Origin of the sequence: Achromobacter sp. ACM02 (assembly GCF_014851605.1) — a bacterium.
GTDB lineage: Bacteria > Pseudomonadota > Gammaproteobacteria > Burkholderiales > Burkholderiaceae_B > Achromobacter > Achromobacter aegrifaciens.
In genome coordinates, this window is sequence record NZ_JACUZY010000002.1 from 677,957 (window position 1) to 691,062 (window position 13,106).

At 59.1% G+C, this 13,106-nt stretch carries 6 protein-coding genes and 1 pseudogene; 6 read left to right on the top strand and 1 reads right to left on the bottom strand.

Annotation, left to right across the window (positions count from 1 at the left end):
- Positions 1–350 precede the first annotated feature (350 nt).
- Complete coding sequence (locus tag IB258_RS08000) at positions 351–1,520, bottom strand: acyltransferase (protein ID WP_054456332.1); 1,170 nt, start codon at positions 1,518–1,520, stop codon at positions 351–353.
- 378 nt (positions 1,521–1,898) lie between these two features.
- On the opposite strand from IB258_RS08000, the gene guaB reads away from it, so the two are divergent.
- From guaB to IB258_RS08025, 6 genes and pseudogenes are all read left to right on the top strand, one after another.
- Complete coding sequence (gene guaB / locus IB258_RS08005) at positions 1,899–3,359, top strand: IMP dehydrogenase (protein WP_054456333.1); 1,461 nt, start codon at positions 1,899–1,901, stop codon at positions 3,357–3,359.
- Between the two features lie 118 nt (positions 3,360–3,477).
- Positions 3,478–5,070, top strand: coding sequence for a glutamine-hydrolyzing GMP synthase (gene guaA, locus IB258_RS08010; protein WP_119451346.1), 1,593 nt, complete (start codon positions 3,478–3,480; stop codon positions 5,068–5,070).
- 326 nt (positions 5,071–5,396) lie between these two features.
- Positions 5,397–6,689, top strand: a complete 1,293-nt coding sequence (locus tag IB258_RS08015; RefSeq protein WP_192352396.1) for a tyrosine-type recombinase/integrase — start codon at positions 5,397–5,399, stop codon at positions 6,687–6,689.
- Positions 6,689–6,850, top strand: a pseudogene (locus tag IB258_RS30595) (PIN domain-containing protein); the annotation flags it as partial. The gene IB258_RS08015 and the pseudogene IB258_RS30595, both read left to right, overlap by 1 nt.
- Positions 6,851–6,938: 88 nt before the next feature.
- Positions 6,939–9,947 carry a DEAD/DEAH box helicase gene (locus tag IB258_RS08020; protein ID WP_192352397.1) on the top strand — a complete coding sequence of 1,003 codons (3,009 nt, stop codon included), beginning with the start codon at positions 6,939–6,941 and terminating at the stop codon, positions 9,945–9,947.
- Between the two features lie 9 nt (positions 9,948–9,956).
- A complete protein-coding gene (locus IB258_RS08025) occupies positions 9,957–13,079 on the top strand; it encodes a hypothetical protein (protein ID WP_192352398.1) in 3,123 nt (1,040 codons plus the stop codon).
- Positions 13,080–13,106: the final 27 nt, after the last annotated feature.

A 13,106-nucleotide genomic window follows, 5' to 3' on the forward strand; every position in this document is an offset into this window, starting at 1 on the left:
GGGATGCGAGGTCCGAGCTACCGGGGCGCGGGGCCCTCGTGGACGAGTGGCGATCCGATAATCGATAGGTTGTATATGGAACGAGCGCCGTTTGCTTTGGGGCGCGCCTGAAAAACAGGGCGGTACCGGCGGGAGCAGCCCCTACGTGGGGCAGGGGGTGAATGCGCCGGCAGGTGCCCGTTACGGAACCATCGGGCGGTACTGCATCACTCTGTTCGCCGCTGCAGGGATCCTCTGATCATCGACAGGGACGCCCACGAAATCGTGCTGCGCCCCTAGGCTGTTGGCTTGCTTCCGGTACACCTGCCCTGCCGTCTTGTGCGGGTGGTGATCGGCGCCTCGTCCGAGTTCTAAAGTGGCGCCTTCCCAATCAAGGAGGGAGACTGAACCCGTTCGCCAAATCTCGAAACTACAAACCGTCCGAACCAATTGGCGAAAGTGACCGAAGGTTTGTCGACCGCTCGATAAAAAAGGACTGATACACCAAGAGAGGCAACGACGCTTACCGCACAGGCAATGAGCGCTGCCTGTACGCTGCCCAGGCTGGCCAGCAGCTTTGCGACAGGTGCGGCAAGCACCAGCAGCACGACGGTGTGGGTCAGATACAGCGAGAAGGACACCTTTCCAAGCCAAACCGGTACGCGGGATGAAAAGAATGAGTTCACCGGGCCGGCTGCGAGCGTTGCGGCAACTACCAAAATTGCTCCCAGACCGGGGAACAGAACAGGCCAATTGAGCTTTATGCCGTGATCAAATTGCAGGATATTCGCGAAAATGGCAACTTGGCGATAGGCGTTCGACGGACCATCGTAAGCGCCCAAATATAGGCCAAACAAGAAGACGGGGACGCTCAATGTCCAATGGCGAATCAGGAACGTGAGCTTATCGACGTAGATGCCAATAATGAACATGGCAAAGAAGTAGCCTGTCAGTTGATTCAGGTACATCATTCCCGAACATAAGACCACCGCAGCCAATGGTGCATAACCGAAGCGTCCGAACACGAACAAAAAGGCAAACAGGATCATCGATCCCAAGAATTCGACCTGCATCGTCCAGATGACGGCGTTGTAGCTGTTGCTGCCAAAGAAGAACGCGCCATACAAGGCTTCTCCACTAGCGCCCCACAACCTTGAACCCAACCCTTCCATGGATTGGACAAGCGAGGCCGTGACTACCATGAAGATGCATGATGTGAGGACCGGAATTGCGAGACGGAAGTAGCGCTTTGCAGTCGCGTCTATGAGGATCCTGTTGTCGTGCGTCCTCAGGAACTTTCTGGAGAGCACATAACCGCTCATCACGAAGAAAATACAGACCGCGAAGAATCCAGCGTACAAGACCCGGAGTGGGCTGTTGTAGAGCCAGGAGTCGATGCTGGAATGGATCGGATGGTTTCCTCCTACCGCAGCGTGGGGGAAGAACTGGAGTGCCAGATGAGAAAGTACGACGGCCAACGCGGCGACCCCGCGCAGACCTTCCAAGCTAAGAATTTTTGGATACTGCTTCGTCGATTCCATGATTTTTTTGTAAGACGAGAAGAGGGCGCCAAAGGGCCAATCACCAGCATTCGGGCTAATGAGTGTGCGGAGTATACCGTCGGGCAGCGCATGGCCTCGGGCTCGGAAATCCGTCCCCCAAACACGACCCGACCCTGTGACGGAGTGTTCTTGCGCACTTGTGCCGCGATTCCAGCAACTCGTCATGGAGATTGCCTGTCAGGTCTGCCGTAGCGTTGACGTGGCTTGTGGCCAATTTGTTACATATCGGCGGGGGATGGGCAATGGGCTCCGCCTGTAAGTCATTGATATGTATAGAGCTACAAAAAAATCCTAGGGTCAACACCTAGGCAAAACACGCAAGCGGCGTATAATCTTGCTTTGCGCCCGGAGTTACCCATGCGTCTCGTACAAAAAGCGCTCACCTTCGACGATGTGTTGCTGGTGCCTGCGTATTCCGAAGTCCTGCCTCGCGACACTTCCCTGGCTACGCGCCTCACTCGCAACATCACCCTGAACATCCCGCTCGTGTCCGCCGCCATGGACACCGTGACCGAATCGCGCCTGGCCATCGCCATGGCGCAAGAGGGCGGCATCGGGATCATCCACAAGAATCTGTCGGCTGAAGCCCAGGCCCGCGAGGTCGCCCGCGTCAAGCGCCATGAATTCGGCATCGTGATCGATCCGGTCACGGTCACCCCGCAAATGAAGGTGCGCGACGCCATCGCGTTGCAGCGCCAGCATGGCATCTCGGGCCTGCCGGTGGTCGAAGGACGCAAGCTGGTCGGCATCGTCACCAACCGCGACCTGCGCTTCGAAGAAAACCTGGACCAGCCCCTGCGCAACATCATGACGCCGCAGGAACGCCTGGTCACCATGAAGGAAGGCGCCACGCTGGAAGAGGCGCAGTCCCTGATGCACAAGCACCGCCTGGAGCGCGTGCTGATCGTCAACGACGGCTTTGAACTGCGTGGCCTGGCCACCGTCAAGGACATCGTCAAGAACACCGAACACCCGATGGCCAGCAAGGACGCCCAGGGCCAGCTGCGCGTGGGCGCGGCTGTGGGCGTGGGCGCCGGCACCGAAGAACGCGTGGAAAAGCTGGTTGCGGCTGGCGTCGACGTCCTGATCGTCGACACCGCCCACGGCCATTCCAAGGGCGTGCTGGAAGGCGTGCGCTGGGTCAAGCAGAACTACCCCAAGGTTGAAGTCATCGGCGGCAACATCGCCACCGCCGCCGCCGCGCGCGCGCTGGTCGAGTACGGTGCCGACGGCGTCAAGGTCGGTATCGGCCCGGGCTCCATCTGCACCACCCGCATCGTGGCTGGCGTCGGCGTGCCGCAAATCCATGCCATCTCCGAAGTCGCCAAGGCGCTGGAAGGCACGGGCGTGCCCCTGATCGCCGACGGCGGCATCCGTTACTCGGGCGACGTTGCGAAGGCCCTGGCGGCCGGCGCCTTCGCCTGCATGATGGGCGGCATGTTCGCCGGCACCGAAGAAGCTCCTGGCGAAGTCGTGCTGTTCCAGGGCCGTTCGTACAAGTCCTACCGCGGCATGGGCAGCCTGGGCGCCATGACGGACGGCTCCGCCGACCGTTACTTCCAGGATCCGTCCAACAACGCCGACAAGCTGGTTCCCGAAGGCATCGAAGGCCGCGTCCCCTACAAGGGCAGCGTGCTGGCCATCATTTACCAACTGGTCGGCGGCATCCGCGCCTCGATGGGCTACTGCGGCTGCGCCACCATCGACGACATGCGCACCAAGACCGAATTCGTGGAGATCACCTCCGCGGGCGTGCGCGAGTCCCACGTGCACGACGTACAGATCACCAAGGAAGCGCCCAACTACCGCGCCGACTGATCCGTACAGTCAACTACAATGTCATGCATCGCGCACCGGCAGAACCGCAACCTGAATCAGCGGTTCTGCCGGTGCGGTTTTATTTACTGCGGTTTTATTCTTTACCGGTAGAGTCTCCATGCACCAGCGCATCCTCATTCTCGACTACGGTTCGCAAGTCACCCAGCTGATCGCCCGCCGCGTCCGCGAAGCCGGCGTCTACTCCGAAGTGCACCCCGGCGACGTCGACGACGCCTTCGTGCGCGACCAGATGGCGCAAGGCCTGAAGGGCATCATCCTGTCCGGCAGCCACGCTTCCGCCTACGAAGAAGGCTCCATGCGCGTGCCGCATGCGGTGTTCGAACTGGGCGTGCCCGTGCTCGGCATCTGCTACGGCATGCAGTCCATGGCGCAGCAGTTGGGCGGCGTGGTCAGCTATTCCGACCACCGCGAATTCGGCTACGCCGAAGTCCGCGCCCACGGCCACACCAAGCTGCTGGAAGGCCTGGAAGACTTTTCCACGGCCGAAGGCCACGGCATGCTCAAGGTCTGGATGAGCCACGGCGACAAGGTCACCGAGCTGCCCCCGGGCTTCAAGCTGATGGCTTCCACGCCGTCCTGCCCCATCGCCGGCATGGCCGACGAAGACCGCAAGTTCTACGCCGTCCAGTTCCACCCCGAAGTCACGCACACCGTCCAGGGCAAGGCCATGCTGGCCCGCTTCGTCAACGAGATCTGCGGCTGCGAAGGCGACTGGAACATGCCCGACTACGTGGCCGAAGCCGTCGCCCGCATCCGCGAGCAGGTCGGCACGGACGAAGTCATCCTGGGCCTGTCCGGCGGCGTGGACTCCTCGGTCGCCGCGGCGCTGATCCACAAGGCCATCGGCGACCAGCTCACTTGCGTGTTCGTCGACCACGGCCTCTTGCGCCTGGACGAAGGCAAGCAGGTCATGCAGACCTTCGCTGAAAATATGGGCGTGAAGATCATCCACGTCGACGCCACTGCCCAATTCATGGGCAAGCTGGCCGGCGTGGCGGATCCCGAAGCCAAGCGCAAGATCATCGGCCGCGAATTCGTCGAAGTGTTCCAGGAACAGGCGGGCAAGCAGAAGAGCGCCAAGTGGCTGGCCCAGGGCACGATCTACCCCGACGTCATCGAATCCGCTGGCGCCAAGACGGGCAAGGCCACCTCCATCAAGTCGCACCACAACGTGGGCGGCCTGCCGGACACGCTGAACCTGCAACTGCTGGAGCCGCTGCGCGAACTGTTCAAGGACGAAGTCCGCGAACTCGGCGTAGCCCTGGGCCTGCCGCCGCAGATGGTCTACCGCCACCCGTTCCCCGGCCCCGGCCTGGGCGTGCGCATCCTGGGCGAAGTGAAGCATGAATACGCCGAACTGCTGCGCCGCGCCGACGCGATCTTCATCGAAGAGCTGCGCAACACCAAGGACGAGGCCAGCGGCCTGACCTGGTACGAGCTGACCTCACAAGCGTTTGCCGTGTTCCTGCCGGTGAAGTCGGTGGGGGTGATGGGTGATGGGCGTACCTACGAATACGTGGTGGCGCTGCGCGCGGTGCAGACCTTCGACTTCATGACTGCTGATTGGGCGCCGCTGCCGCATCCGCTGCTGGCGCGGGTGTCGTCGCGGATCATCAATGAGGTGCGTGGCATTAATCGCGTTGTTTACGACGTGTCGAGCAAGCCGCCTGCGACCATCGAGTGGGAGTGAGGGGAAGCAGTTTTCCCTTATAAATCAACAGTCTAGAGGGTCTCTCAAAAGATTATCAACAAGAATGTGATTCTTCTAGGCTGTTGATTTTAAAGACTATTTCGTGTGAGTAATTTACCTTTAAGAGCTTCCAGGCAGCGAAGCTGACGGTAAATTTGACGGGGTGCGCAAGCTCTTTGGACTGGGATTGGCGTAGCCACGAAAGAACTACCGTCAGCGACGGTAGTTCTTCCGCTTAGACATCAGGATTTATGCGGGCTCGCAAGGGCATGTAGGTCTCGTGATAGGTGACGGCAATCGGCCGTTTCAATCAGGAGACTATTCCCGTGCTTACAGACTTTTCCCTGCGGAACTTGAAACCCCGCGCGATCCTCTACAAGGTCGCCGATCGCGATGGCATGTACGCCATCGTTTCGCCGAAAGGCACCATTACCTTCCGATACGACTATCGGATCAATGGCCGACGAGAGACGTTGACCATAGGCCGTTACGGCTTCGGAGGGATTTCACTAGCCGAAGCCCGAGAAAAACTGCGGCGCGCCAGGAGGCTGCTGGGCGAGGGCACTTCGCCAGCGCTACAGAAGCAACGAGAGAAGGGACGTGGGCCGGAGACCCAGACCTTCAGCGATCATGCCACCCGTTGGCTTTATGGGGCCACGATGGCCGAGTCGACCCGTTCGATGCGAAAGAGCGTACTGGATCGCGACATCTTGCCAGCGTTCAACAAACGCCTTCTTGGTGAAATCCATGGGGAGGATCTACGTGCTCTGTGCATGCGTGTGAGAGCGCGAGGCGCACCAGCTACCGCCGTTCATATTCGGGACCTTGTGAAGCAGATATATGGCTACGCGAATCTGCATGGGGAGAAGGTGGCAAACCCTGCTGATAGTGTAGAAGCGGCTTCCATTGCGACTTTCGTGCCGAAGGATCGTGCCTTGTCTCCGCAGGAAATTTACCTAATGTCCAAGCAACTGGAGTGTGTGGCTACCTATCCGACGATCCGGCTAGCGTTGCGCATGATTTTGCTGACGCTGGTGCGAAAGAGTGAACTGATCGAGGCGACTTGGGACGAGGTCGATTTTGAGAAGGCTACTTGGACGATTCCAAAGCAACGGATGAAGGGGCGGAGGCCGCACGTGGTTTATCTCTCACGCCAGGCGCTCGACATTTTTGTGGCGTTTCATACCTGTGCTGCCGGCTCCAATTTTGTCCTGCCGTCGCGCTACAGCGCTGACAGTTGCATGTCCAAAGGGACCCTGAACCGAGTCTCGCAGCTTGTGGTCGAGAGGGCCAAAGTCGCGGGCTTGCCACTGGAGCCGTTTACCGTTCATGATTTGCGCCGTACTGGATCAACGCTGCTGAATGAATTCGGTTTTAACCGGGACTGGATTGAGAAGTGCTTGGCGCATGAAGACGGACGATCCTCGCGCTCGGTCTACAACAAGGCCGAATACGCCGAGCAGAGGCGCCACATGTTGCAAGAGTGGGCAGACATGGTGGATGCATGGATCAACGAGCAGACCTACGTTCCGAGACTGCTTCCGGAAAACTTGGCGGCTCCCATACATGTTGGTGGCGGCATGGTCGGAGATCGTAGCCTCAGACAGCGTTTTGGGTAATATTGGACCTGGACGCGGCTGCGGCCGTGTCGGCCGCACACCGCCAGGCAGCCCAACTGAGAAATCCGCCGATCGACGTGAACCGGTACCTCGATATCTTGCTGCGCCAAGATTTGGTTCAAACCACCAAGGTATTGGCGACTTACCGCTCCGTTCTCTGACCTTTCGAAAGGCACGGATGACCAAGAATCCCTCGAACGATGCATTCCTGCCGGAAGGCGTCTACCAAGCTAGAAGCTAGGAGGTGGCGTGGCGATCAAAGCGATTTTCGTCGGTATCAACAAACATCTCGATGCGACGATCCCAGAGCTAAGCGGAGCCCGCCGCGACGCGACTGCATTGTGGGCACTGTTCACCGACACCATCGAGGGTTTGGCTGGTCGACTGCTTGTCGATGAGGCAGCCACACATGCCGAGGTGTCGCAGGCGATCCTTGGAGCATTGTCGACCGCGGGCCGGGACGACGTAGTCGTCATCACATTCGCTGGGCATGGTTCTCCTGATGGAAACCTGGTCCTGTTCGATACCAACGCAGCTGATCTTTCCCACACTGGCTTGTCGATGGCGGGCTTGGCCGACGCATTTAAGGCTACAAAGGCGCGCGCGGTTTTGTGCGTGCTTGACTGCTGTTTCAGCGGGCAGGCGCCTGCACGCGTGTTGGAGGCTGCAGCGCGCCCGCGAAGCGCATTTGCTTTGACTGGGATCTACGGCGAGGGACGTATTCTGCTTGCTGCCTGTGCAACCAACGAATCCGCCTGGGAGCAACCGGGTACTGGACACGGATTGCTCACGCATGCCGTGATCGAGGCATTGACGGGGGCGGTCGGCGACTCAGTCAGCTTTCCGGAAATCGCCGGCGAGATCATCCGGCTGGCGCGTGTCGAGGCCGAACGTATCAGCGTGACACAGACACCTGTATTCCTGGGCAACGTCCAGGGCGGTCTGGTGTTTCCGGCTCTCAAACGCGGTGACAACTACGCTGCGGCGTTCCCGGCAAGGGCGGTCCAGCAAATGTCGGGGTCGTTTGTGGAATTTTCCGCGTATGGCTTTCCACCGGAAATCGTTGATCAATGGACAACGGACTTCCCGCGAGGCCTCAACGCGCTTCAACTCAAGGCCGTCAACGAGCATGGTGTTCTGGCCGGCAGATCGCTGCTGGTGGTCGCGCCGACCAGCTCGGGTAAAACCATGATCGGCGAACTGGCTGCGATTCAAGCGGTCACAGCTGGCAAGAAAGCGGCGTTTCTGCTGCCGTATCGGGCGCTGGTCAACGAGAAGTTCGAGGAGTTCAGCGAGCGATACGGACCTGCGGGCCTGCGCGTCGTTCGGTGCAGCGGTGATGCAACGGATGGCATTGGCCCAGTGTTAGGCGGTCGCTATGACCTGGGTTTCTTCACCTACGAAACCTTTCTCAATCTGGCGCTCGGTTCGCCGCGCCTGCTCAACCAGCTCGGCCTCGTCGTGCTTGACGAGGGCCAATTCATCACGGACCCGAATCGAGGCATTACGGTCGAGTTGATTTTCGCGCTTCTGCTGCGGGCGCGTCAGCGCGGCATCGAGCCGCAACTGGTGATCTTGTCGGCGGTCATTGGCAACCTCAACAGCTTCGATCGCTGGCTCGACCTGCCCTTATTGATGTCCCGCGAGCGGCCTGTGCCCCTGGTCGAGGGCGTGCTTGATCGGCGCGGGACGTTCCAGTTCGTCGATGTGGACGGCACCACCAAGACCGAAGCCCTGTTGCCTGCGCATCGCATCGTGCAGCGTCGCGACAAGCCCAGCTCGCAAGACGTGATCGTGCCTTTGGTTCAGCAACTGGTAGCACAGGGCGAGAAGTTGCTAGTCTTCCGCAACATGCGTGGTCCGGCACAGGGGTGCGCCAAATACTTGTCCAAGGAATTGGGCCTGGGTCCTGCGACGACCGTCCTGGACGTGCTGCCGACTCAGGATCTGACCGGCGCCTCGCAGGATCTGCGGGAATGCCTTGCGGGGGGCACCGCGTTCCACAACACCAATCTCTTGCGCGCGGAGCGCGAAGCCGTCGAGAAAGGTTATCGCAACGCTGGGGGCGGTATCCATGCGCTGGTGGCCACCACAACGCTAGCTGCCGGTATCAACACGCCGGCATCGACGGTGATCCTGGCTGAGAACGAGTTCGTCGGTGAGGACGGCCGCCCATTCACCGTCGCCGAGTACAAGAACATGGCAGGACGGGCAGGACGGCTCGGATACAACGAGACCGGCAAGGCTATCATCCTTGCCGACACGCCGATGGAACGCGCGCAACTGTTCCAGAAGTACGTGCTCGGCGTGCCTGAAGACGTGAAGTCATCCTTCCAGCAGCGCGACCTGCCAACTTGGACATTGCGCTTGCTTAGCCAGGTTCGGGGCGTGCGAGCCACCGAAATTCCTGGTCTCCTGGTCAACACGTTCGGCGGCTACTCTGCATCACGCGCAAACCCGCAATGGATCGCTATCGTGGAGCATGAAGTCACCGCGTTGGTCGAGCGCCTGCTGCAGGCCGGGCTGGCCGAGCGCGAGGGCGAGTTGATCCACCTGACCTTGCTCGGACGCGCCTGCGGCGCTTCGTCCTTGTCGTTTGAGTCGAGCCTGCGGCTGGTCGAGTTGATGAAACAACTGAACGCTGCACAGACGTCGCCCACCCAGGTGCTGGCGATGGTGCAGGTCCTCGACGAAATGGATGCGATCTACACACCGGTCATGAAACGGGGGCGATCGGAGAGCGTGCGCGCCAATGACGTGGCGCAGCGTTATGGGCATGCGATGACGCAGGCACTGCAGCGATACTGCCGGGGCGAGATTGAGTTCTGGTGCCGATGCAAGCGCGCGGCGCTCTTGTACGACTGGATCGAGGGCACTCCCGTCGACGTGTTGGAGAAACGGTTCTCGACGACTCCCTTCGGAGGTGCTGTCGGATACGGGAACATCATCGGAATCGCCGACGCAACCCGCTTTCACCTGCGCTCAACACACCAAATTCTGTCAGTACTATTTCCGGATCAGCCCACGTTCTTGGCGGGGCTTGACGAGATCTTACAACGGCTCGAATTCGGCCTTCCTGCAGGCGCGCTTCCGCTCACAAACTTGCCGCTCGCTCTGACTAGGGGGCAATATCTCGGGCTCTTCAATGCCGGATGTTTGACGCCGGAAGCCGTGAACGACTTGAACAGCGAACGGCTAGAAGCATGCATTGGTCCAACTAGCGCGTCGCTGTTAAGGCCAGAAGCATGGACATCATGAGCCTGCCCAATGGACTTTATTGACAAACAGATTCCTCCGCCAAAGTCGTGGGAGAAATTCGAAGATTTAGCTCGCGCACTGTTTGCCGCAGTGTGGAGGGATCCCCTCACGCAAAAGAACGGTCGGTCTGGACAACAACAGCACGGTGTTGATGTCTATGGAACGCCGCAGGCTACTCCCGGCAAGAATTTTGGCTTGCAGTGCAAAGGGAAGAACGAAGGCTACGGAGCCAAAGCGACTATCGTGGAGTTCAATGCAGAACTCGCCAAGGCGGAGAAATTCAAACCCACGCTTGAACATTGGACGTTTGCTACCACTGCGCCCAACGACGCACGACTTCAGGAGCATGCCCGAATCGTGTCCGAACAGCGCGTGAAGGAAGGTAAATTCCCCGTAGTTGCTATTGGATGGGACACGATTCAAGCGCTGTTGTCCACTCATCAGGCAGTGGTCGAAGAAATCTATCCCGAGCATGCAGGAGATCTGCCAAAAATCATGGCAGCGCTGCATGCGCTCCCAGAAGCCGGCGAACTCGATCAGATCCGGCGGAGCCTCGTTGCGTTCGCGCCACGATCAGCAGCAGTCAATATTGAGGCGTCTGTGTGGTCCGAGGTTCAGTTCGAAACGGCACGTGATCTTGGGCCTGCACTGATGGGGCGTTCACTCGGGCCCGCAGATGTCGCGGCTTGTCCCACACTTCCGGAGGTAGCTCTGCTGATTGCTGATTTGGAGCGTGCCGGATCTGCTCGACTGGCTGGTGTACCAGGAGCCGGGAAATCAATATCAATCCTTCAAGTAGCACGCCAAATGCATGGTCGCGGCTGGCGGGTTCTACGATTAGCTGACCCGATTGGAATGGTGCCTCCTTTTGATGAGAATCCAAAACCGACCCTCTACATAGTTGATGACGCACATCTGACCCGTCCCGCATTGCTTAGTGCGTTGGAAGAGCGGTCCACCACATCGCGATGGGTGTTGAGCGCGTACACGATTTTCGAAGACAAGGGCGGCTTTCCAGGCGCCATCCACCTTGATGCTAAGCGTGCGGTACGAGTCATTGCGGATGGATTGCGAGATTCCCGGGAAGCGACGCTTGCCGCTGTTCGTCGCGCCGATGATCGGATCGGCGATCGTCCCGGAGATGAACAGCTCGATCTGCGCCTTGAGCAGGCAGCGGAGCAAGCGCTCTATCCGTGGCAACTTTGTTTCATCCTTGGAGGAGGGTGGCGGCGAGCGAGCGCGATGGCAAGCTCCGCGCGTGCAGCAGGCGCGGACTTGGTGCTTGCCGCTGCGGCAATTCGCCAGTTAGCAGCACGTGATGCGCATTGTTCGCGGGAAGCGCTGCTGCAGTTGGTTGGAGATGCGTTGCCGAACCCCGATGGCAATGCCGCGATTACTTGGCTTGTTGCTCAACGATTTTTACTAAGTGTCGATGATCTTCGCTGTCCACACCAGCGTCTCGCTAGCGTTCTCCTGGCACGCATTCTCGACGGGCAGGCAGTCGAAGATCGCCAGAAAATTGCCGTTATGCTCAGAACAGTGCTGGCCGATGTTGAGATGCCGCTCGGCGGCCTGAGTGTGCTGCTTGGCGAACTTTCGTCCGCTGGCGACTACGGGACGTGGCGTTGGCTTGTGCAGCCGGCATGGCTTACTCCCGCTCTAGAACGCTGCTGGTTAGTGACAGAGCCACTCGGCATTCGGCATGCCTGTTGGTTACTCAATAATTTGCATGGCTATCTGCCCGAAGAGATGACTGTTATTGCCGATCACAAGGAAACTCTTGCGGGGTGGATACAGGCGGCGCCAGAAGGCGCATGCTATGCGATTGGCCGGGTGATTAATCATGTGCTCAATACCAATAGGGTACTTGGCGAAAGCATCGTCGCGCTAGCTGATCCACGCGCATTGGCGAAGGCGATCAGTGCAGCAGCCCCGTTGCATGCTGGTGAGATTGCCGATTTGCTTTCGACGATGGGTGCTGGCAGGGATGATGTGTGGAAGGCATGTTATCTTGAACACGTTGATCGCGATGCGTGCCATCGTATTGTGTCAACGTGGCCGCAGGATGCCTACCTATCGGTCGTCGCCGATTTTTGTGAGCATTTCTGCTACTTCGAACCAGAGTTCGGATTCGCGCTGATCGAAGCACTGATCCCTGCCATCGCCGATCGACTGCGTGCTGCTCCGCAAGACGCGTTCAGTGAGCTGCGCGATATCGTGTGGAACGCGTTGCGGCTCTACGATCCGCTTCACATCTATGTAGGCAAGTTGGCAGCTTCTCGGCGAATGCGGCAGGTAGGGCGAAAGATCTGCGGTTGCTGGTCGCCGAAGGATCTTGCAATCAGTTTGTCGCGCAGCACAAAACGAAACTTCCAAGCGGCTGCCGGGCTTCTTAGCTTCATGCATAAGGCGTCGCCAAAGCAGTTCGAGGCGACGGTATTAGCACTCGATTGGGGCGAGATCGAACAAACGATAGGCCTAGATTGGGCAGACGATATCGGCGATGCAAGAATGCTGCTCGGAGTTGCGTACACAGTACCTGCGGCGAGACTCGCAATCCAGGCGATGGTTTCGCGCAATGAGCCGAGTATCGTCAACATGTCGACGCATCTCGCAGCGATCGCTCCTGCCAGCGCATTACGTCATGTGGCGGCGGGCAGGCGCATTGCGCTCTGCCATTGGGGGCACGTCGATTGGCAACTGGGGGCATTAGTCCTGGCGAGGCTGGTTCAGTCGGAACCAACACTAGTTTCCACGTTACTCGAACCGCACTATGGTGGGTTGGCAGAGGCGTTGTCCCAACCTAGTCCGAGTTTCTACAACGATGCCTTGCTGTTCCTGCGGCTTCTTGCGCAGGTAGCGCCAGGCGGATTAGTTCGAGTGCTGGACCAAGTCGATGCTAAAAAGGCAGAAATAGGCTGGCGTAACGCACTTCGTGGTCTAGAAGGCAGTCGTGAGCCTGGCGCAAAGACACAAGCGCAGCAAGTTGCTTGTTTGATGATCCACTACGCAATCGATCGCAGTGATGCCGTGGGAGAGCTTGCGCGCCAAATGCGGTACGAATTTCCCCGTCGATCTATAGCTGCGGCGAAAATTCTTGAGCCAATTGACTTGAGCAACCCGATTGAATGAGCGTTGTGCCATTGCGTAACGATGGTG